At 64.4% G+C, this 20,456-nt stretch carries 20 protein-coding genes; 9 read left to right on the forward strand and 11 right to left on the reverse strand.

Translation table 11 applies throughout. The annotated features are described in order from the left end of the window. Positions 1-109: 109 nt before the first annotated feature. The 9 genes from GR158_RS01235 to GR158_RS01275 all read right to left on the reverse strand — a co-directional run bounded on the left by GR158_RS01235 (position 110) and on the right by GR158_RS01275 (position 11,733). On the reverse strand, positions 110-733 hold the full coding sequence (locus tag GR158_RS01235) for a TetR family transcriptional regulator (RefSeq protein ID WP_160869442.1): 624 nt from the start codon (positions 731-733) through the stop codon (positions 110-112). 5 nt (positions 734-738) lie between these two features. Then, positions 739-3,876 (reverse strand): efflux RND transporter permease subunit, encoded by a 3,138-nt coding sequence (locus GR158_RS01240; RefSeq protein ID WP_134649532.1) that lies wholly within the window; start codon positions 3,874-3,876, stop codon positions 739-741. Positions 3,877-3,887: 11 nt separating this feature from the next. After that, positions 3,888-5,165, reverse strand: a complete 1,278-nt coding sequence (locus GR158_RS01245; RefSeq protein ID WP_160869444.1) for an efflux RND transporter periplasmic adaptor subunit — start codon at positions 5,163-5,165, stop codon at positions 3,888-3,890. Between the two features lie 187 nt (positions 5,166-5,352). Then, entirely contained in the window at positions 5,353-6,354 is a 1,002-nt protein-coding gene (locus GR158_RS01250) for an ABC transporter ATP-binding protein (protein ID WP_134649534.1), read from the reverse strand. Between the two features lie 10 nt (positions 6,355-6,364). Beyond that, a complete protein-coding gene (locus tag GR158_RS01255; protein ID WP_202402112.1) occupies positions 6,365-7,417 on the reverse strand; it encodes a Gfo/Idh/MocA family protein in 1,053 nt (350 codons plus the stop codon). A gap of 8 nt (positions 7,418-7,425) precedes the next feature. Beyond that, a complete protein-coding gene (locus tag GR158_RS01260; RefSeq protein ID WP_134649536.1) occupies positions 7,426-8,265 on the reverse strand; it encodes a carbohydrate ABC transporter permease in 840 nt (279 codons plus the stop codon). 15 nt (positions 8,266-8,280) lie between these two features. Next, positions 8,281-9,231, reverse strand: coding sequence for a carbohydrate ABC transporter permease (locus GR158_RS01265; RefSeq protein ID WP_160869446.1), 951 nt, complete (start codon positions 9,229-9,231; stop codon positions 8,281-8,283). Between the two features lie 304 nt (positions 9,232-9,535). After that, positions 9,536-10,795 (reverse strand): ABC transporter substrate-binding protein, encoded by a 1,260-nt coding sequence (locus GR158_RS01270; RefSeq protein ID WP_134649538.1) that lies wholly within the window; start codon positions 10,793-10,795, stop codon positions 9,536-9,538. 14 nt (positions 10,796-10,809) lie between these two features. Continuing rightward, positions 10,810-11,733 (reverse strand): N-acetylmuramic acid 6-phosphate etherase, encoded by a 924-nt coding sequence (locus GR158_RS01275; RefSeq protein WP_160869448.1) that lies wholly within the window; start codon positions 11,731-11,733, stop codon positions 10,810-10,812. 195 nt (positions 11,734-11,928) lie between these two features. On the opposite strand from GR158_RS01275, the gene GR158_RS01280 reads away from it, so the two are divergent. From GR158_RS01280 to GR158_RS01310, 7 genes are all read left to right on the forward strand, one after another. Further along, on the forward strand, positions 11,929-12,816 hold the full coding sequence (locus tag GR158_RS01280; RefSeq protein WP_160869450.1) for an N-acetylglucosamine kinase: 888 nt from the start codon (positions 11,929-11,931) through the stop codon (positions 12,814-12,816). Then, positions 12,813-13,577: a GntR family transcriptional regulator gene (locus GR158_RS01285; protein ID WP_134649541.1), complete on the forward strand. Its 765-nt coding sequence runs from the start codon at positions 12,813-12,815 to the stop codon at positions 13,575-13,577. Before GR158_RS01280 ends, GR158_RS01285 begins: the two co-directional genes overlap by 4 nt. Before the next feature lie 22 nt (positions 13,578-13,599). Next, a complete protein-coding gene (locus tag GR158_RS01290) occupies positions 13,600-14,622 on the forward strand; it encodes an SIS domain-containing protein (protein WP_160869452.1) in 1,023 nt (340 codons plus the stop codon). Continuing rightward, positions 14,619-15,779: an N-acetylglucosamine-6-phosphate deacetylase gene (nagA, locus tag GR158_RS01295; RefSeq protein ID WP_134649543.1), complete on the forward strand. Its 1,161-nt coding sequence runs from the start codon at positions 14,619-14,621 to the stop codon at positions 15,777-15,779. Before GR158_RS01290 ends, nagA begins: the two co-directional genes overlap by 4 nt. 68 nt (positions 15,780-15,847) lie before the next feature. After that, positions 15,848-16,903, forward strand: coding sequence for a dipeptidase (locus tag GR158_RS01300; RefSeq protein WP_160869454.1), 1,056 nt, complete (start codon positions 15,848-15,850; stop codon positions 16,901-16,903). A 19-nt stretch (positions 16,904-16,922) separates the two neighbouring features. Then, on the forward strand, positions 16,923-17,669 hold the full coding sequence (locus GR158_RS01305; protein ID WP_246665504.1) for a copper homeostasis protein CutC: 747 nt from the start codon (positions 16,923-16,925) through the stop codon (positions 17,667-17,669). A gap of 62 nt (positions 17,670-17,731) precedes the next feature. Then, on the forward strand, positions 17,732-18,235 hold the full coding sequence (locus GR158_RS01310; protein ID WP_160869458.1) for a CreA family protein: 504 nt from the start codon (positions 17,732-17,734) through the stop codon (positions 18,233-18,235). A gap of 54 nt (positions 18,236-18,289) precedes the next feature. Here GR158_RS01310 and GR158_RS01315 read toward each other — a convergent pair whose 3' ends face one another. Then, a complete protein-coding gene (locus tag GR158_RS01315; RefSeq protein ID WP_134649547.1) occupies positions 18,290-18,643 on the reverse strand; it encodes a hypothetical protein in 354 nt (117 codons plus the stop codon). A gap of 164 nt (positions 18,644-18,807) precedes the next feature. Further along, on the reverse strand, positions 18,808-19,272 hold the full coding sequence (locus tag GR158_RS01320) for a chemotaxis protein CheW (RefSeq protein WP_134649548.1): 465 nt from the start codon (positions 19,270-19,272) through the stop codon (positions 18,808-18,810). A 221-nt stretch (positions 19,273-19,493) separates the two neighbouring features. Between GR158_RS01320 and GR158_RS25070 the strand changes: the two genes are divergently transcribed. Then, a complete protein-coding gene (locus GR158_RS25070; protein WP_167719105.1) occupies positions 19,494-19,670 on the forward strand; it encodes a hypothetical protein in 177 nt (58 codons plus the stop codon). A 121-nt stretch (positions 19,671-19,791) separates the two neighbouring features. Further along, positions 19,792-20,391: an SCO family protein gene (locus GR158_RS01325; protein WP_160869460.1), complete on the forward strand. Its 600-nt coding sequence runs from the start codon at positions 19,792-19,794 to the stop codon at positions 20,389-20,391. Positions 20,392-20,456 lie beyond the last annotated feature (65 nt).

The raw sequence follows: 20,456 nt of genomic DNA on the forward strand, positions 1-20,456 counted from the left end.
GCCGCCATGGCGTGATGCAGCAGAGCGGGACAATGCTCGCCGCTGTCAAGAACCTTTTGACGACGCAGACAGGCGGGTTCGGATCAAAAAGGAGCGGCGTCGATGCCGCTCAGCCCGACGGCGCGGGCTGGGCATAGCTGGCGAAAAGCCGGCGCAGCGCCTCCTTGCCCTCCCCGGCAAGATCGAAGCGGCGGCCGAACAGCAGCCATTCCGAACAGAGGCCCTTGATCACCCAGCGCAGCATCGATGCCGCCGAGCGGGGCGTCCAGGTGCCGCCGAGCTTGCCCTGGCCATCAGCCTTCGCAAATGCTGCCTCCAGCACCTGCATATGCTCGTCGTCGATATCGTTCTGGCGCTCGGCTATCGCGGCGAATTCGCCGCTGTGGTCGCAGCGCAGGAGAATCGAGAGAATGCGCTGGCGGTGTTCGTCAGAAGCCAGCAGCTCGAGCCACTCCCGGCCCACACGCTCCAGCACGCCGAAGACATCGGCATTCTGAGCTTCCAGCTCGCGTGCGATCAGCTCTTCCTGCGGCATGGGCAGGGAATTGTAGAGTTCCAGCACCAGATCCGCCCGGTTGGCGAAGTGCCAGTAGATGGCGCCGCGGGTCACCCCCGCGGCGCGCGCCACGTCCTCCATGGAGGCGTGCGCAACACCCTTTTCGTAGAAGACCTTCTCGGCCGCGAGCAAAATCTGCTCGCGGGTTTCCTTGGCCCTGGCCTTGGTCCGGCGCATGCGGCTTACTCGGCCGGGTTGGTCGCCGCCGGAGCCGGCTCCTCCTTCTTTCTTCCGTATCCGAACAGCTTCATCACGAAGACGAAGAAGATCGGCACGAAGAAGATGGCAAGCACCGTCGCGGTGATCATGCCGCCCATCACGCCGGTACCGATGGCGCGCTGGCTGCCCGAGCTCGCACCGGTGGCGATCGCGAGCGGCAGAACGCCGAGCGTGAAAGCGAGCGAGGTCATCAGGATCGGCCGGAAGCGCAGGTGGCAGGCCTCGATGGTCGCATCGATCAGCGACCTGCCGTCCTCCATAAGCTCCTTGGCGAACTCGATGATCAGGATCGCGTTCTTCGCCGAGAGGCCGATGATGGCGATCAGGCCGACCTTGAAGTACACGTCGTTCGACATGTCGCGCAGCGTGACCGCGATGACCGCGCCGATGACGCCGAGCGGCACGACGAGGATGACCGCAAACGGGATCGACCAGCTTTCATAGAGCGCCGCAAGGCACAGGAAGACCAGGAGGATCGAGAGGCCGACAAGGATCGGCGCCTGCGAGCCGGACTGGATTTCCTGCAACGACTGTCCGGTCCACTCATAGCCGAAGCCCGGCGGAAGCTGGGCGGCAAGCCGCTGCATTTCCGCGATGGCATCGCCCGAGGAGAAGCCCGGCTTGGTGTCGCCGCTGAAACGGATCGACGGATAGCCGTTGTAACCCACCGTCTGCGTGGGAGCTCTTACCCACTCGGCGGTCGCAAAGGCCGAGATCGGCACCATGCCGCCGCTCGCGTTGCGGACATTGAGGTTCAGGAGGTCGGCGACCTGCATGCGCTCGTTCTGATCTGCCTGCACCGTCACGCGCTGCATGCGGCCGGCATTCGGGAAGTCGTTCACATAGGTGGAGCCGAGGTTGGTCGAGATCGTCGAGTTGATATCGGCGAAGGTCACACCGAAGGTGTTGGCCTTCTCGCGATCGATCATGACATTGACCTGCGCGGCGTCGGGCATGCCTTCGACGCGAACGCCGGCCACGACATTGCTCTGCGCGGCGAGGCCGAGCAGCTGCTGGCTCGCGGCCGAGAGGGCTTCCTGACCAAGGCCGCCACGGTCCTGGAGGCGGAAGGAGAAACCGCCCGTCGTGCCGAGACCCTGGATCGGCGGCGGCGACAGCGCGAAGCTGATCGCATCCTTGATCTGGCTCATCGCCATGCTGGCACGCCCGGCGATCGCCTGCGCGGCATCTTCAGGCCCGCGTTCGCTCCAGTCCTTCAGCGTCACGAAGGCAAGGCCGGCATTCTGGCCCGCACCGAAGAACGAGAAGCCGTTGATGCCGACGATCTTGTCGACCGCAGCCTCCTGCCCGAAGATCTTCTCGGTCTGGCTGAGCACTTCATCCGTGCGGTGGCCGGTCGCTTCCGAGGGAAGCTGCATCATGACGATGACGAAGCCCTGGTCCTCATCCGGCAGGAACGAGGACGGCAGTTTCATGAACATGTAGCCGAGGCCCGCGAGGATCGCGAGGTAGATGATCATGAACCGGCCGGCGCGACGAACCAGCCAGCTGACGCTGCCGCTATAACCCTTCGACGTACGGTCGAAGCCGCGGTTGAACCAGCCGAAGAAGCCGCCCTTGGCGTGATGATGGCCCTTCGGCACCTGCTTCAGGAAGCTGCCGGCAAGCGCCGGCGTCAGCGAGAGCGCCAGGAAGGCCGAGAACAGGATCGACACGACCATGGTCAGCGAGAACTGCTGGTAGATGACGCCCACCGCACCGGGGAAGAAGCCCATCGGAATGAATACCGAAGCGAGCACCAGCGTGATGCCGATGACGGCGCCGGTGATCTGCTTCATCGCCTTGCGGGTCGCCTCCTTCGGCGGCAGCCCCTCTTCCGACATGATGCGCTCGACGTTTTCGACGACGATGATGGCATCGTCGACGAGGATGCCGATCGCCAGCACCATGGCGAACATGGTCAGCACGTTAATCGAGAAGCCCATGGCGAGCATGACGGCGCAGGTGCCGAGCAGCGCAACGGGAACGACGAGTGTGGGAATGATCGTGTAGCGGATGTTCTGCAGGAACAGGAACATCACGAGGAATACGAGACCCACGGCCTCCAGCAGCGTGTGCAGCACCTTCTCGATCGACACCTTCACGAAGGGCGAGGTGTCATAGGGGATCGAATATTCGAGGCCCGGCGGGAAGAACTTCGACAGTTCGTCCATGCGCGCCTTGATCGCTGCCGATGTCGCCATGGCGTTGCCGCTCGGCGAAAGCTGCACGCCGATGGCGGCGGAAGGCTGGCCGTTGAGGCGCGTGGAGAACGAGTAGGTCTCGCCCCCCACTTCCACGCGCGCAACGTCGCGCAGACGCACGGCCGAACCGTCCGCATTGGCGCGCAGCACGATGGCGCCGAACTCTTCCGGCGTCGTCAGCTGACCGCGGATGTTGACGGGAGCCGCGATCTGCTGCGTGATCGGATTGGGCTGCGCGCCGATCGAACCGGCTGCGATCTGCGCGTTCTGCGCCTGGACAGCCGCCGTGATGTCGGCTGCCGTCAGGTTGAGGCCGAGCATCTTGGCGGGATCCAGCCAGATACGCATGGAACGCTGCGTGGAAAACAGCTGTGCACGGCCGACGCCGGGCACGCGCTGCACTTCCGAGAGGATGTTGCGGTTGAGATAGTCTCCGAGACCGATCGCGTCCATCGAGCCGTCGGTGGAGGTCAGCGACACGATAAGCAGGAAGCCCGAACCGGCTTCCTCGACCTGCACGCCCTGACGGCGGACCGAATCGGGAAGACGCGGCTCGACGCGGCTGACGCGGTTCTGCACATCCACCGAGGCCTGCGACGGATCGGTGCCCGGCGCGAAGGTGATGTTGATTTCGGCCGAACCCGAAGCGCTCGAGGTCGATTCGAAATAAAGCATGCCGTCTACGCCGTTCAGCTCATCCTCGATGAGCTTGGTGACGCTCTGGTAGGTGTCCTGGGACGACGCGCCGGCGTAGGAGGTGGAAACCGAAATCTGCGGCGGAGCGACATCCGGATACTGCGAGATCGGCAGCAACGGGATGGAGATGGCGCCGGCGATCATGATGAAGATCGCGACCACCCAGGCGAAAATCGGCCTGTCGATGAAAAAACTGGGCATCGTTGCGGTCCTTACTTCGCCTGTTCGGTCGTGTCGGCGCCTGCGCCTTCCGCCTTGCCGGCTTCATCCGTCTGCGCGTCGGCCGGCTTGGCATCGCCGTTTTCGGTCGCAGCACCTTCGGCATCCATCTTCTCGGCGTCCTTGGCCACGGCGTTCGGATCCCACGGGGACGGAACGACCTCGCCGCCGGGCTGAACCTTCTGGAAGCCCTCGACGATGATGGTTTCGCCGTCCTTCAGGCCATCGGTGATGACCCAGCGCGTTCCGGCGGCACGGCCGACGCGGACCGGACGGACACCCGTCTTGTTGTCGGCACTGACGACATAGACGAGCGCACTGCCGGAACCGTCACGCTGAACGGCCTGCTGCGGCACCAGGACAGCGCCCTTTTCGACGCCCTGCTCGATCTGGACGCGGACATACATGCCCGGCAGAAGATCGCCGTCCGGATTGGGAAATTCGCCACGCAGCGTCACCTGGCCGGTCGTCTCGTCGACAGCCGCTTCGGAGAACAGAAGCTTGCCGGGGTGCGGATACGGCGACCCGTCATCGAGGATAAGCTTGACGGCGGCCGAATTGTTGTCGGCCATCAGGTCGCCATCCTCCAGCGCCTTGCGCAGGCGGATAAGGTCCGTGGCGGACTGGGTGAAGTCGGCATAGACCGGATCGAGCTGCTGGATGGTCGCGAGGTTTTCCGTGCCGTTGGCCGAAACCAGCGCGCCCTCGGTAATCAAGGCGCGACCGATTCGGCCACTGATCGGCGCCTTCACCTCGGTGTATTCGAGGTTCAGCTTGGCGGTGGCGAGGCCAGCCTGGGCGCTCGCGACGTCCGCATCGGCCTGGGCCAGCCGGGCAACGGCGTCATCGTAGTTCTGCGCGGAGGCGACGTTCGACTTCCTCAGTTGCTCCTGCCGTGCCGTGTCGTTCTTCGCCTGGGCCTGGACGGCCTGGGCGCGCCGCAGCGTGGCTTCGGCGCTATCGACCTGCAGCTTGAACTGCGCCGGATCGATCCGGTAGAGCACATCGCCTTCCTTGACCTGCGAGCCCTGTTCGAAAACACGCTCGATGATGATGCCGGAAGCGCGCGGGCGGACTTCCGCCGTGCGGGTCGCGGCGATGCGGCCGGGCAGCTCGTTGGTGATCGGCACGTCCTCGGCCTTCACGGTAATGACGGAGACCGCCGGCGGCGGAAAGGCGGCGCCGGCCTGCGGCGCCTGCTCTTCCTGACATCCTGCGAGAATCAAAACGGCGCCAAGGGTCGCAATCGAAATCGGTCTCGTGAAACGCATCGGTTCTTCCATAGAAGGCGCCGTCTAGGCGGCTGGGTGCTGAAAACGAACAGATGCGGTGGCCGAGAGGACCACCGCATCGCAACATACAAACACGGCTGTATGTTAATTCCTGCCTTTTGACAATCCGGCACGCATGCCGGACGCACCGCGATCTGCTGTGATCACGGATTTGTGATGAGGGGCCTCAACGTATCGCCTGCCCCACCGCATCGAAACGATGCGTCTGATCTGCCGAGGGCGTTGCGAAAACCACATCGCCGACGGCGTGATGATGCTCGCCGAACAGGCGCACCGTCAAGGTGCCGATGGCCTCGGATTCGAGATAGACGATCGTGTCCGCACCGAGATGCTCGACATGCACGACCTTGCCCTGCCACGTCCCGGCATCGCGCGACAAAGCGACATGCTCGGGCCGCACCCCGATCGTCTTCGCATCGCTCACGCCCAGCCGGCCGGCGTCGATGAAGTTCATGCCCGGCGAGCCGATGAAGCCGGCAACGAACAGGTTGGCCGGGCGGTTGTAAAGTTCCATCGGCGAGCCGACCTGCTGGATGACGCCGGCATCGAGCACCACGATCTTGTCGGCGAGCGTCATCGCCTCGACCTGATCGTGCGTCACGTAGATCATCGTCGCCTTGAGTTCGCGATGAAGCCTTGCGATCTCCAGGCGCGTGTTGACGCGTAGCGCCGCATCGAGGTTGGAGAGCGGCTCGTCGAACAGGAACAGTTTCGGTTCCCGCACGATGGCGCGGCCGATGGCCACGCGCTGACGCTGCCCGCCCGACAGTTCGGCGGGACGGCGGGTGAGATACTTTTCAAGCGACAGCATCGCCGATGCCTTGGCGACGCGCCTGTCGATCTCATCCTTCGGCGTGCCGGCCTGCTTGAGGCCGAGCCCCATATTGTCCTTGACGTTCAGATGCGGATAGAGCGCGTAGGACTGGAACACCATGGCGATGCCGCGCTTGGCCGGCGGCACCGTCGCCACCTCCTGGTCATCGATGGTGATGGAGCCCGATGTCGCATCCTCGAGACCGGCGATGATGCGCAGCAGCGTGGACTTGCCGCAGCCCGACGGGCCGACGAAGATGACGAACTCGCCATCCTTCACATCGAGATCGATGCCCTTGAGCACGTCGACCGGGCCGAAGGACTTGCGGACGGATTTGAGTTGAAGAGAGCCCACGCGATATCCTCTAGAGCTTGACCGGCTGGCCGGTTCTGACACTTTCATCCGCCGCAAGGCAGATCTTCAGCGATTGCACGGCATCGTCCATGTGCCGCGTGAGATCGATGTCCTCGCGGATGGCCTTCAGTACATAGGCCTGTTCGCGGTCGCAGAGCTCCTGATGGCCGGGTTCGCCCGCCATCGTCATGTCTTCGTCCGGCGACAGGAACTTGCCGTCCGGCCCGGTCGCTGCATTGTGCACGCGGATCACGGCGGTCTTGGTGTGCGTGTCGATATCGTCGGACTTGGCGTTCGGGTCCATGACGATGGAGACCGAGCCGTTCGGCGACATGACGTCCTTCACGAAGAACGCCGTCTCCGAGATCATCGGGCCCCAGCCCGCCTCGTACCACCCGAGCGAACCGTCGTCGAACAGCACCTGAAGGTGGCCGTAATTGTACATGTCGGCCGCGATCTCGTTCGACAGGCGCAGCCCCATGCCGCGCACCTCGACGGGCTTGGCATCCGTGATCTGGCACATCACGTCGACATAATGCACGCCGCAATCGACGATCGGCGGCGTCGTGTTCATCAGCGCCTTGTGGGTCGCCCAGGTCGCGCCGCTCGACTGCTGGTTCAGGTTCATGCGGAAGACATAGGGGCCGCCGAGCTTGCGCGCCTCGTCGATCAGCCGCACCCAGGATGGATGGTGGCGGAGAATATAGCCGACGACGAGCTTTCGACCATTGGCCTTGGCGCAGGCCACGACGCGTTCGGCATCGGCGACCGTGGTCGCCAGCGGCTTTTCCACGAAGACATGGGCGCCCGCTTCCATCGCCGCCACCGCGTAGTCGGCATGGCTGTCGGAATAGGTGCTGATCGAGCAGAGCTCCGGCTTGAATTCGTGGAGGGCATCGAGGAACGACGGATGGATCTCGTAGCCTTCCAGCCCCGCCGGAACCGGCACCTTCGAGCGGTTGACCAGCCCGACGAGTTCAAAGCCCGGGTTTTCGTGATAGGCGAGCGCATGGCTCCTGCCCATGTTGCCGAGGCCGGCGGAAAGGACACGGATGGGGGTCATGGCAGAACTCACTTTACAGCTCCCGACGTGATGCCGCGGATCAATTGCCGCGAGAAGACAAGGTAGAGGACGAGGACCGGAAGGATGGCGAGCGACAGCGCCGCCAGAACCGCGTTCCAGTTGGTGACGAACTGTCCGATGAAGAGCTGCGAGCCCAGCGTGACCGTCTTGGTCGCCTCGCTCGGCGCCAGGATCAGCGGGAACCACAGATCGTTCCAGATCGGGATCATCGTGAACACGGCGACCGTCGCCATGGCCGGCCGCACCAGCGGCAGCACGAGGCGGAAGAAGATCGCATATTCCGAAAGACCGTCGATGCGCCCGGCGTTCTTGAGATCGTCGGAGACCGTGCGCATGAACTCGGACAGGATGAAGACGGCGAGCGGTATGCCCTGCGCGGTATAGACGAGGATCAGCGCCGTCAGCGTGTTGACGAGCCCGGTCGCGACCATGCCCTGGAGGATGGCCACCGTGCCCAGCCGGATCGGGATCATGATGCCGAGCGCGAGATAGAGCCCCATCAGCGTATTGCCGCGAAAGCGGTATTCGGAAAGCGCGAAGGCGGCCATGGCACCGAACAGCAGCACCAGCGCGATGGCGGCCACCGTCACGATGAAGCTGTTCTGGAAATAGGACGCGAAATCCCCCTGCCCCAGAACCGTCGTGTACCCCACGAGATCGAAGGTCTCGGTCGTGGGAAGCTGCATCGGATTGCGGAAGATCGCGTTGCGGCTCTTCATCGAGTTGATGAGCGTCAGGAACACCGGAAAGACCGCGATGAGCGTATAGCCGATGAGCGCGAGGTGAACGAGGGTCGTGCGGCTGAGCGAAGCGCGTGCCTTGGACATGTCAGGCCCTCCCGATCAGAACTGGTAGCGGCGCATGCGCCGCTGGATGACGAAGAGGTAAAGCGAGACGCCGGCGAGGATGATCAGGAACATGACCGTCGCGATCGTCGCGCCCATCGAGCGGTCGCCGAGCTGGAGCTGGAAACCGAAGAAGGTGCGGTAGAGCAGCGTGCCGAGGATGTCGGTCGACTTGTCGGGGCCGGCGAGCGCCCCCTGCACGGTGTAGACCAGATCGAAGGCGTTGAAATTGCCGACGAAGGTCAGGATGGAAATGATGCCGATGGCCGGCAGGATCAGCGGCAGCTTGATCTTCCAGAACTGGCTCCAGCCCGTCACGCCGTCGCATTCCGCAGCCTCGATCACCTCTTCGGGAATATTGAGGAGTGCGGCATAGATCAGCATCATCGGGATGCCGACATACTGCCAGACGGAGATGAGCGAGACGGCGATCAGCGCCGTATCCGGCTTGCCGAGCCAGGGCGAGAAGAACGACTTCAGGCCGACGAGATCCATCAGATAGGGCGACACGCCCCAGATCGGCGACAGGATCAGCTTCCAGATGAAACCGACGATCACGAACGAAAGCAGCGTCGGCAGGAAGATGGCCGTGCGGTAGAAGGCGGCGAAACGCAGCTTGGGGATCGACAGCATGGCGGCGAGCGCGACACCGATCGGGTTCTGCACCAGCATGTGGATGATGAAGAAGATGACGTTGTTCTTCAGCGCGTTCCAGAAATCCGCCGCCCAGCGCGCATCGCCGAACAGGACCTTGAAGTTGGCGAGCCCGACAAAGGCCGCCTCGCCGTCCACCGTGTTGAACAGCGAAAGGCGCAGCGTCTCGATCAGGGGCAGGATCATCACCGCGGAATAGACCAGGAAGGCCGGCAGCAGGAAGACGGCGATATGCCAGCGCCTCGGACGCCGGATCGGCGCCATCGTGTCGCGGGAAGAAGTTGCGTCGCTCATGAAAGCCTGCCCCATCCGGTTGTTCTTCGTTGAATGCCCGCAGGAACGGACGCCATGCGCGGACGGCTGTGCCGCACAGGGCCAAGGTCAGCATACACATTTGGCTTGAGGCTGCCGCCCCGATTTTGCGCGGAGGCATTACGTCCGCCTGCGGCTGGGCGGGCGCGATGTCCCGGCTCCTGCCTGCGGGCCTCCTCCCCTCGCAAACGAGGAGAGGAAGACCAGCTTCAAGACTTGGCCCCTCTCCCCGCCTGCGGAAAGAGGCTCAGGGCGGGGAAAGATCCCTGCCCTTCGGCAAGCCGTCTTACTTCGCGGGCTTGTACCAGCTGTCGAGGCCCTTCTGGAGCTTTTCCGCAGCGACTTCCGGCGTGTCCGTGCCGTTGATCACGTTGGCGGATTCCGTCCAGGTCTCGTTTTCAAGGTTCGGCGTGCCGCGCGACAGGATCTGGTAGGTCGAGCGGATCGTCGGCTTGCACTTCTCGCGCCAGGAGACGAATTCCTGCGCCAGCGGGTCGTTCATCTTCACCGCCGTCGAATTCAGGCTGAAGAAGCCCGGCAGCGAGTTGGCGTAGATGTCGGCGAACTCAGGCGAGGCGACGAAGGTCAGGAATTTCTTCGCGGCTTCCGCATTCGGGCTCTTGGCGTTGAGGCCGATGCCGATGTCGTTATGGTCGGAGATATAGCAGGTATCGCCTTCGTTCTTCACCGGCGGCGGGAACGCGCCCATCTTGAACTGGGCCTGCGTGTTGAACAGGCCGATTTCCCAGGAGCCGGCCGGATAGATCGCCGCGCGGCCGAGCGTGAAGAGGTTCTGGCTGTCGGGATAGGTCTGCGCCTCGAAGCCGTCGCCGAGATAATCCTTCCACTTGGCAAGAACGCGGAACGGCTCGACCCACGGTTCGTCGGTCAGCTTCTCAGTGCCGGCGATCAGCGCCTTGCGGCCTTCCTCGCCCTTCCAGTAGGTCGGGCCGATGTTCTGGTAGCCCATGGTTGCGGCTTCCCAGAGGTCCTTCGTGCCCATGGCCATCGGCGTATAGTTGCCGTTTTCCTTGATCTTGTCGAGGACCGCGAAGAACTCGGCTTCCGTCTTCGGCACTTCTACGCCGACTTCCGCGAAGGCGTCTGCATTGTAGATGAAGCCATGGATGACCGATGCCATCGGCACGCAGAAGGTCGTCGCGCCGTCGTCCGTCGTCCAGGCGGACTTGGCGACGTCGGAGAAGTTCTCCATGCCCGGCAGATCGTTCAGGCCGACGAGGTGCTTCTTGTTGAAGAGTTCGAGCGAGGCGTCGAACGGACGGCAGGTGATGAGATCGCCTGCCGAGCCGGCATCGAGCTTGGCGTTGAGCGCCGCATTGTACTCCGTCGGGGCCGACGGCGAGAACACGACCTTGATGCCCGGGTTCTTCGCTTCGAAGGCCGGGATGATCTTCTCCTGCCAGATCGACAGGTCGTCGTTACGCCAGCTTTCCACCGTCAGCGTCACGTCCTGCGCCTGCGCAAGCCCGGCCGTGCCGAGCATGCTGGAGGCCAGAAGCAGGCCCTTGATTGCGTTGCGTGTCATGTCATTCTCCCCTTTTATGCGCCGTAGCGCGCTTTGAGATTCTGTTGTTCAACGGCCTCGAGGGCCCGGCGGAGGCTTTGCCCCGAATGGTCGAGCGCCACCTGCGCGGCAGCCTTGTCCTCCACGCCCCTGGCCAGCAGCACTGCGGCCTTGACCGACCCGTCGGACAAGGTGAGCAGGCGCTCGGCCTCGTCGAGACCGACACCCGAAATGTCGGAAACGATGCGGCAGGCGCGGCCGCGCAACTTGATATTGTCGGCCTTGAGATTGACCATATGGCCATCGTGAACGTGGCCGAGATGAATGCCGAGAAGCGTCGAGAAGAGGTTGAAAGCGATCTTCTGCGCGGTGCCCGCACCCATGCGCGTCGAACCGGAAATCACCTCCGGCGGCGTCGGCAGCAGGATCGAGACATCGGCCTCGTCGAACAGCGCGGCACCCGGATTGTTGGCCATCGCGATGACTTTGGCGCCCTTCTCCTTCGCATAGGCGATCAGGGAAAGCGCATAGGGCGTGCTGCCGCTTGCGGAAACGGCGATCACGCAGTCACCGGCCCGAAGCCCCGCTTCCCTCGCATCGGAGACGGCGAGCGCCCGGTCGTCCTCGAAGCCGCCGGCCAGATCCACCAGGCTCGCGGCACCGCCGGCAAGCAGGATGACGATGTGTTCGCGCCCAATACCATAGGTGCCGGGAAGCTCCAGCGCGTCGGCCATGGCCATCAGGCCGGAACTGCCCGCACCCGCATAGACAAGACGCCCGCCGGCAAGCAGGGCATCGGCGGCAAGGCGTGACGCCGCGGCGATATCGGCAAGCGCGGGGTCCACGGCTGCGACGGCCGCCTTCTGCGCATCGGCGAGCACGCCAAGAACATCCAGCGGCTGGCGCGCGTCCAGCCCCTCCGCCTGTTCATGCCTGCCTTCCGTTCTGCGCTCGGCCATGCTTGTTCTCCCTTGGCCAAATTAATGCCAAAAAAATACCACTTGTCCATAGAGAATTAACTTTTGAGACCAATTTTTTGGCTGCACTCATTTTTATCCATCAAAAACAGTAAATTAGGAGAAAGTCACACTTCGATACCACCATACCCCTTGGTTATTGGTATTTTTTTGGTATCGTCATCTCCGGAGGTGGCCATGACCCATTACATTCTCGGCATCGATGGCGGAGGCACCAGCTGCCGCGCAGCCGTCGCCACACCTGATGGCATGGTTCTGGGGCGCGGCAAGAGCGGCGCGGCCAACATCCTCACCGATCCCAACAATGCGATCATCTCGATCACCGAGGCGGCAAAGGCCGCCTACCGCGATGCAGGGCTCGACGAGGCCGGCATCAACAGCGCCTCCGCCTTTCTCGGCCTTGCCGGCACCAATGTCGGCGACCTTACCCGCTACGTGCACGACCGCCTGCCCTTCCGGCATACCGACATCGACTCGGACGGCCTGGTCGCCCTGCAAGGCGCGATCGGCGACGAGGACGGCGCGGTGGCGATCCTCGGCACCGGCTCCATCTTTATGGGCCGCAAGGACGGCACGGTGCGTTACATCGGCGGCTGGGGCTTTACGGTCGGCGATCTCGGCGGCGGCGCGCGGCTCGGCCATGCCCTCCTGCAGGAAGCGCTGCTCGCCCATGACGGCGTGCATCCGCGCTCGACCGTGACCGACGCCGTTCTGGACGAATTCAAGGGCGATCCGCGCAGTATCGTCGAGTTCGCCCGCCTGTCCAAGCCCGGCGATTTCGGTCGTTTCGCGCCGCTGATTTTCGACCATGCCCGCCAGGGCGACCGCCAGGCGCTGGCGATCGTCGAGGCGGCCGCCGCGTCCGTCAACGAGGCCCTCGACGCCATCATGAAGCTCGCCGGCGCACCGCGCCTGTGCCTGCTCGGCGGGCTTGCGCCGCTTTATCCCGAATGGCTCTCGCACGGGCACCGCGCGATCCTGATGGAGGCCGAGGCCGATGCCCTGACGGGCGCGGTGGCGCTCGCCGCCAAGGGCTACCGGGAGCGTACGGGAGCGGCCGCATGACGACGCCGCTGTCCGCCATCCTGCCGCCCAACAGCCTGCAATCGGGCGTGCCCGGCCCGCTCTATGTGAAGCTGCGTCAGACGCTGGAAGAGGCGATCACCTCCGGCCGGCTGAACTACGGCGACGCCCTGCCCGCCGAGCGCGATCTGGCCGACCACGCCAATGTCAGCCGCGTGACCGTGCGCAAGGCGGTGGACGATCTCGTCAAGGACGGGCTTCTGGTGCGCCGCCACGGCTCCGGCACCTTCGTCGCCAAGCCGGTCTCCAAGGTGCAGCAGTCCCTTTCGCGCCTCACCTCCTTCACCGAGGACATGGCGCGGCGCGGCCTCACCACCCGCGCCGAATGGCTGGACCGAGGCCTGTTCCACCCCTCGCCCGACGAGATGATGATGCTCGGCCTGCCGGCTGACGCCCTCGTCGCGCGACTGGGCCGCCTGCGCATCGCCGACAGCATGCCACTCGCCATCGAACGCGCCTGCATTTCCGCGGAGTTCCTGCCGGAACCGTTGCAGGTGCAGGATTCGCTTTACGCGGCGCTGGAAAAGCGCGGCTGCCGGCCGGTGCGCGCCGTCCAGCGCATCTCCGCCTACAACATGAAGGACCCCGACGCGTCCATCCTCGGCGTGCCGCCCGGTTCGGCGGGTCTCTCCATCGAGCGTGTTTCCTATCTTCGCACGGGCCGGGTGGTCGAGTTCACCCGCTCCATCTATCGCGGCGACGCCTATGACTTCGTCGCCGAGCTCACGCTGTCCGATACGTGAGCCCTACCTGAAAGAGACGTCCATGCAGACCAATATGCGCAAAGAAATCAACGAAATCCCCGAAGCCGCGGCTCGCGTGCTGACACAGTCGGCCGGCGCGATCAAAGCGGCCGGCCTGGCTTTGCGCGAACGCGACCCGCAGTTTTTCGTGACCGTCGCGCGCGGCTCGTCCGACCACGCCGCCCTCTTCCTGAAATATGCCATCGAGCTGACGGCCGGCCGCCCCGTCGCCTCGCTCGGCCCCTCGCTCGCCTCGATCTATGGTGCACGCCTGAAACTGGCGGGCGGCGCGGCCATCGCCATTTCCCAGTCCGGCAAGAGCCCGGATATCGTCGCCATGGCCGATGGCGCCACGAAGGGCGGTGCGGTCTCCATCGCGCTCACCAACACCCTGCCCTCGCCGCTCGCTGAAGCCTGTACGCACTCGCTCGATCTGTCGGCCGGTCCCGAACTCTCCGTCGCCGCGACGAAGTCCTATGTGAACTCCATCGTCGCGGGCCTCGCCGTGCTCGCCGACTGGACGGGCGACACCGCGCTCGGCCGGGCCGTGCAGGACCTGCCGGAGCATTTCGCCAGGGCCGTGGCGCTGGACTGGTCTGGCCTGGCCGGCGACCTCAAGGACGCCCAGTCGCTCTACGTTCTCGGCCGCGGCCCCGGCCTGGCGATAGCCAGCGAGGCCGCGCTGAAGTTCAAGGAAACGTCGGGCATGCATGCCGAAGCCTATTCCTCGGCGGAGGTGGTGCATGGGCCGGTGGCACTTGTCGGCCCCTCGTTTCCCGTCATCGCGCTCGCCGCGCGCGACGCTGCGGAAGCCTCCGTCACCGGCATGGCCGATGGCCTCGCCGAGCGGGGCGCCTATGCCTGCGTGACCTCGGACACCGCGAAGGCGGCGCGAATGCTGCCCTTTGTCGCCACCGGCCATCCGATCACCGATGCGCTGGCGCTGATCGTGCCCTTCTACGGCTTCGTGGAGGCCTGGTCGCGCGGCAAGGGCCTCGACCCCGACAAGCCGGTCAACCTCAAGAAAGTGACGGAAACCCGATGACAGCGCTCACCGCCATTACCGGCGCCCGCATTTTCGATGGCGATCTCTGGCATGAGCACAGCGCGCTTTTGATCTCGGACGGCAGGATCGCCGCCATCGCGTCGTACCGCGATGTGCCGGCCGAAGCCCGCATCGTACCGATGGACGGGCTTTCGCTCGTTCCCGGCTTCGTCGATCTGCAGGTCAATGGCGGCGGCGGCGTGCTGCTCAACGAGCGTCCCGATGTCGAGGGCATCCGCACCATCTGCGCGGCGCACGCCCGTTTCGGCACCACGGCCCTCCTGCCGACGCTGATCACCGACAGCGTCGCCGTCACGACGGCCGCGATCGACGCCGGCCTTGCGGCGCGGGCCGCAGCAGTGCCCGGCTTTCTCGGCCTTCACCTGGAGGGCCCGCATCTCTCCATCGCGCGCAAGGGCGCACATGACCCGGCCTTCATCCGGCCCATGGAACAGGAAGACCTTGCGCGCACCATCGCGGCCCGCACGGGTCTCGATGCCCTGCTGATGACGCTCGCGCCCGAGAACGCCACCAACGAGCAGATCGCCGCCCTGCACGCAGCCGGCGTCACCGTCAGCCTCGGCCATTCCGATTGCGGCTACGCCACCGCGGCCGCCGCCGTCACGGCCGGCGCGCAGATGACGACGCACCTTTTCAACGCCATGAGCCAGCTCGGCAACCGCGAGCCGGGCATGGTGGGTGCGGCTCTCGATCTCGGCCATATCAATGCCGGTCTCATCGCGGATGGATACCATGTGCATCCCGTATCGATCGGCGCGGCACTGCGCGCCAAGCGCGGCCCCGGCCGCATCTTCCTGGTCACCGACGCCATGTCGCCGCTCGGCACGGATATGACGAGCTTCTTCCTCAACGGCCGCGAGATCTTCCGCGAAGGCGGACGCCTGACGCTCGCCGACGGCACGCTGGCCGGGGCCGATATCGACATGGCATCCTGCATCCGCTTCATGCACGATACGGTCGGCATCGATCTGGAGGAAGCGCTGCGCATGGCCTCGCTCTATCCCGCCGAAGCCATCGGCATGACGGGACGCAAGGGGCGGCTGACCCATGGTCACGACGCCGATTTCGCCGTCATCGATGATGGCGTAAACGTGGTCTCGACCTGGATCGGCGGCACGCCGGTCTTTGCCGCCTGACCTTCGGCCGGTCCTTGCGGGCCTCGGCGGAATCGGCTCTACCGGTGCGACAAGCATAGGAGCGGCGCATGCAACTGATCTTCGACGGCCATAATGACGTTCTGCTGCGGCTGTGGGAGAATGCAAAAGCGGGCGCCGATCCGGTTGCCGAATTCGTGCAGGGAACGAAACTCGGCCATATCGATGGCCCGCGTGCGCGCAAGGGCGGCCTTGCCGGTGGTCTCTGCGCCATCTTCATCCCGCCCAACGAGGATTACCCGCCGCGCGAGCTCGATGCGAACGGCCACTACAATATCCGCATGGTCGGCCCGCTGAACCAGCCGGAGGCGCTGAACACGGCGCTTTCGATGGCGGCCATCGCCTTCCGGCTGGAGGGCGCCGACGCACTTGCCATCTGCCGCTCCACTGCCGACATCCGCGCTGCCATGGCCGCCGGCCGCTTCGCCGCCGTGCTCCACATCGAAGGCTGCGAGCCGATCGCCGAGGACCTGTCGACGCTGGAAACGCTCTACGCCGCCGGGCTGCGCTCGCTCGGTCCCGTCTGGAGCCGGCACAACCGCTTCGGCCATGGCGTGCCCTTCGCCTTCCCCTCCTCGCCGGATACCGCCCCCGGACTGACGCATGCAGGCATCGAGCTGGTAAAGGCGTGCGACCGCATGGGCATCATGATCGACCTTGCCCACATCACGGAACAAGGCTTCTGGGACGTCGAGCGCGTCAGCACGCAGCCGCTGGTCGCGACCCATTCCAACGCGCATGCCCTCACGCCGATCTCGCGCAATCTGACGGACCGCCAGCTCGACGCGATCCGCGAACGCAAGGGCATCGCCGGGCTCAACTACGCCACCACCATGCTGCGGTCCGATGGTCTCGAAAACCCCGACACCTCGCTGTCCGACATGGTGCGGCATATCGACTACCTGGTCGAGCGCATGGGCATCGACTGCGTGGCGATCGGTTCGGATTTCGACGGCGCGACCATTCCTTCCGCCATCGGCGACGCTGCCGGAAACCAGGCGCTCGTCCAGGCCCTGCGATCGGCAGGCTACGGCGAAGACGACCTGGCAAAACTGTGCCGCGAAAACTGGCTGCGGCTTCTCAAAACCGTCTGGCATGAAGCCTGAGCAATTACGGAGAACCGTCATGTCCAAGCCTCTCATCGAACTGTGCGTCGAAGGCATAGACGGCTTCCTTGCCGCCCAGGCCGCCGGCGCGGACCGGGTGGAACTCTGCGCCAGCCTGCTGGAAGGCGGCCTGACGCCGAGCCTTGCCACCATCCGCGCCGCCGTGAAGGCCGGGCATATCCCGGTCCACGTCATCATCCGCCCGCGCGGGGGCGATTTCCTCTATTCCGAGGCCGAGTTCGCCAGCATGCTGGAGGACGTGACGGCGCTTCGCACCGAAGGCGTATCGGGCGTCGTCATCGGTTGCCTGACGCCGGATGGGCAGATCGACGAGGCACGCACCAAGGCATTGGTCGAGGCTGCACGCCCCATGTCCGTCACCTGTCACCGCGCCTTCGACATGACGGCCGATGCCGGTGAAGCGCTGGAAGCGCTCGTGCGCTGCGGCGTCGACCGCGTTCTGACGTCGGGACAGCGCGATACCGCCGTAGAAGGCATTGCCATCCTGAAGCAAGCGGCAGAACAGGCGGCAGGCCGCATCGTCATCATGGGCTGCGGCGGGCTGGACGCCGCAAACATTCGCGCCGTGCGGGACGCGACGGGCCTCACCGAGCTGCATTTCGCCGCCCTCACAACGGTTCCAAGCGGCATGGTCTTCCGAAATCCGCATGTCGGCATGGGCGGCACCGAGAAGGATCGTGAGTACCAGCTGACGATCACCGACGAGAGCGCCGTGCGCGAAACGATCGCCGCTGCAAAATCCTGACCGCGCCACTTGCGCGCGGCGGGCGGCTATCCTTACGTGTCAGCGAAACAATGGAGACCGCCATGCCCCTGTCATCCGCCCTGCCGCGCCTGCACACCGTCCTCGCCGCCAGCCTCCTGACGCTCGCCGCCCTGCCCGCGAAGGCAGAAACCGTCGGCAAGGTGGGCGTCGACTGGATCGGCAACGATATCTACATCGATGCGGTGAGCGATCCGAAGATTTCCGGCGTCACCTGCCATGTCACCTATTTCGACCGCAGCGTCATCGACCGGCTGAAGAATGGGAACTGGTTCGAGGATCCGTCCAACAACGCCATCGCCTGCCGCCAGACGGGCCCGGTCACGATCGGCGACATCGACCTGTCGCGCGGCGGCGAGGAAGTGTTCAAATCCGGCCTGTCGCTGATCTGGAAATCGCTGATCGTCACACGCGTCTATGACAAGAAGAACGACACGCTGATCTATCTCGCCCATTCCCGCGAACTGACGGATGGATCGGCGAAGATGTCGATATCGACCGTGCCGCTCTACGATGAGAACGTCACCTGGACGAACGGCAAGCCGTAAAAAAACCCCGGCACCTTGCAGTGACCGGGGCTTTTTCTTAACGGTGGGAGCCGCTTACTTGACGTAAACGATCTTGCCGCCATTGGCTGCGGTCGTTACGTCGATCACGTTCTCAAGCTGAACGTTCTTCGAGACGAGGACGTCCGTCAGGGCCGTATCGGTGCGCAGTTCGTCCTGCGTCTTGGCGACAGCAGCGGCGTCCTGGGCCTTGGCGTTCAGGCGATCGTATTCACCCTTGGACGAGCTGTCGTTTTCCAGCGAGGACAGCGTCACGACGGACACGTTGTCGGCGGAGATCGAGCCGGTCGTCATGGTCTCGGTCGTCGTGGCGGACTGGGCATGCGCGATGCCGGCAACCGGCGAAACGGCGAGAAGCGAAGCAAGGGCGATGGTTACGGTCTTGTTCATTTTCATTCTCCACTGTTGGATTGAAATGCAGGGGGAGAATGGGAACATGCCGCGATTGTTCCTGCCGGGTTTCGCGAAAATCCCGACATGAACGATAATTCATGTTTCGGGCGGCGCGCAGTACACGCGACACCGGGCGCAAAATCAGCGTGTTGCCCGTCGCCTCAGGCGGCCTGGGCGAGTTCGTCCGCGATGACAGTATCGAGGTTGAGGAAGCATACCATCGACTTTTCCAGGGCAACGATGCCGCGGCAGAAGGCACGCTGTGCCTCGGGAATGATTTCCGGCGCCGGCTGGAGTTCCTCGCTCTTGATGGTCATCATATCGGATACCTGCTCGACGAGCAGGCCGACCAGCTTGCCGGCGATATCCGTGACGATGATCGCCGAGCGCTCGGAGGGCTCCGTCATCTTCATGCCGAGGCGGCAGGCCATGTCGATCACGGGAATGACGGCGCCGCGCAGGTTGATGAGGCCCAGAACGTAGGGCGGCGTATGCGGCATCGGGGTCACCGGAGCCCAGCCGCGGATTTCGCGGATAGCCATGATGTCGATGCAGAATTCCTGCTCGCCCAGATGGAACGAGACGATTTCGAGATAGGCGCCGGACTGCTTGATGGCATTGGACATGGATGGACCTCTTTCCAGAGACAAGGAAACGGTTTGAATTGCGCAGCTCGCCGTCTCCGGCGCACGGCGGACCTCATGTCCGGCGGATTTGCCGCCCTTTGCGCGTTGCTCGAAAGTGGCAAAGAGAGATTAAACAAAGACTAAAGGAACGTCGCCTGAAACGGTATTTCCGGCTGTGCAGGCCGGCGTGCGCACGGTGCGTGGTTGGAAAATGCCCTCTTTTGGCCTATACTGCGCCCATGAAGGATACCGCGCGCAGATATACGCTCCTTCCCGCCGTGCTGATCGCGCTGGGGCTCAGCATCATGGCGGCAACGGCGGCGTTCGCGGGCTGGCTCGAGCACGGGCCGGCGATTCTGCTCAGCCTTGCCGAATCCGGCATGGCCTGGTGCTTCTGATCACGATTGCGCGAGCCGCCCCGGTGTCTCCCCTTGCGTCAAATGGCGCGTTTGCGCGCCCCTGAACTAGGGATTAAGAAGCGCGGGAACACGCGCCGATACCGCCTCTCGAAGGATTGCCATGAAAACCCTGCGTCTCGTACTCTGGATCGCCGTCGCGCTCGTCGCCGGCCTGCTCGGCTGGCTGACGCTGGAGATGACGCGGGCCAAGGACCAGATCGCCGGCGAGCCCTTCGGCGTTCCCTTCCAGCTTGTCGCGCAGGACGGCACGCCGATCACCGAAAAGGCCTTCACCGGCAAGCCGACGGCGCTGTTCTTCGGCTTCACCCATTGCCCGGAAGTCTGCCCGACGACGCTGTTCGAACTGAACGGCTGGCTCGGCAAGGTCGATCCGGATGGCTCGAAGCTCCAGGCCTATTTCGTGACGATCGATCCCGAACGCGATACGCCCGAGCTGATCGGCCAGTATGTCGGCAACGTCTCGAAGCGCATCACGGGCATTTCCGGCGAACCGTCGAAGGTGCTGGACATGGCCAAGGGCTTCCGCGTCTACTACCGCAAGGTGCCGCTCGACGAGGCCAAGCCCGACGGCGACTACACCATGGATCACACGGCCTCGGTCTTCCTGCTCGACGCAAAAGGCCGGTTCGTCGGCACCATCGCCTATGGCGAGAATGCCGAGACCGCGGAACAGAAGCTGGCCAACCTCATCACGCGATGACCATTCGGCCTTTGCCCTGGACTTTCGGACATGCTAGGCGGTCCGCAAACAACAGGGACCACGAG

It is taken from the genome of Shinella sp. AETb1-6 (genome assembly GCF_009826875.1).
GTDB classification, from domain to species: Bacteria; Pseudomonadota; Alphaproteobacteria; order Rhizobiales; family Rhizobiaceae; genus Shinella; species Shinella sumterensis.